Genomic DNA, 728 nt, shown 5'->3' on the forward strand with positions numbered 1-728 from the left:
CTCCAGCGCCCGCGCCCTGGTCTGCGCCGACTGCTTCGGATCGGTGTCGAAGGAGAATTCCCAGAGCGGCCGGCGCAGCAGCAGCACCGAGTGGTGCGCGAGATCGCCGGTATTCACCACCGTCCGGTTGCCCGAGGTCACGGCATAGATGGTGTGGCCGACCGTATGCCCCGGCGCCGCCATCGCCTGGATGCCTGGCACCACCTCGGCGCCGTCGCGCACCATCACCATCCTGTCGCGATAGGCGTTGAGGTTCTTGGTCGCGCCATCGATGAAGGCGGTCATGAACTCCGGCCCGCGCTTGTTGGCGGGGTCGGTCCAGAAGCGCAGGTCGGTCTCGCTGACCGCGACCTGGGCGTTGGGGAAGTTGCGGTTGCCCTGCGCGACCACCAGCGCCCAGCAATGGTCGCAATGGGCGTGGGTCAGGATCACCATGTCGATCTGCGAGGGCTCGATGCCCGCGGCGCGCATGTTGCGCAGCAGGCGCCCGGTGGTGGGGCCGAACATCTGGCTGGCCGCCCCCATGCTGTCGCCCATGCCGGTGTCGAAGAGCACGAGCTGCCGGCCCGTGTTCACCACGAGCGCGTTCTGCTCGAGGTTGGCGGCGTTCACCGGCAGGAAATTCGCCTGCATCAGCGCCGCGATCTCCTGGGGCGGCGAGGCGGGGAAGGCCGGAATGGGGTCGCCGAGCGGCAGGCGCCCGTCCGAGATGACCGTCGCCTCGAAAT

At 68.8% G+C, this 728-nt stretch carries 1 protein-coding gene; it reads right to left on the reverse strand.

Annotation, left to right across the window (positions count from 1 at the left end):
- Positions 1 to 728 (reverse strand): MBL fold metallo-hydrolase (locus tag AC1DWF_RS34270; protein WP_476842940.1); only part of this gene is annotated, 728 nt, incomplete at both ends.

It is taken from the genome of Aminobacter sp. P4_D5 (assembly GCF_056401815.1).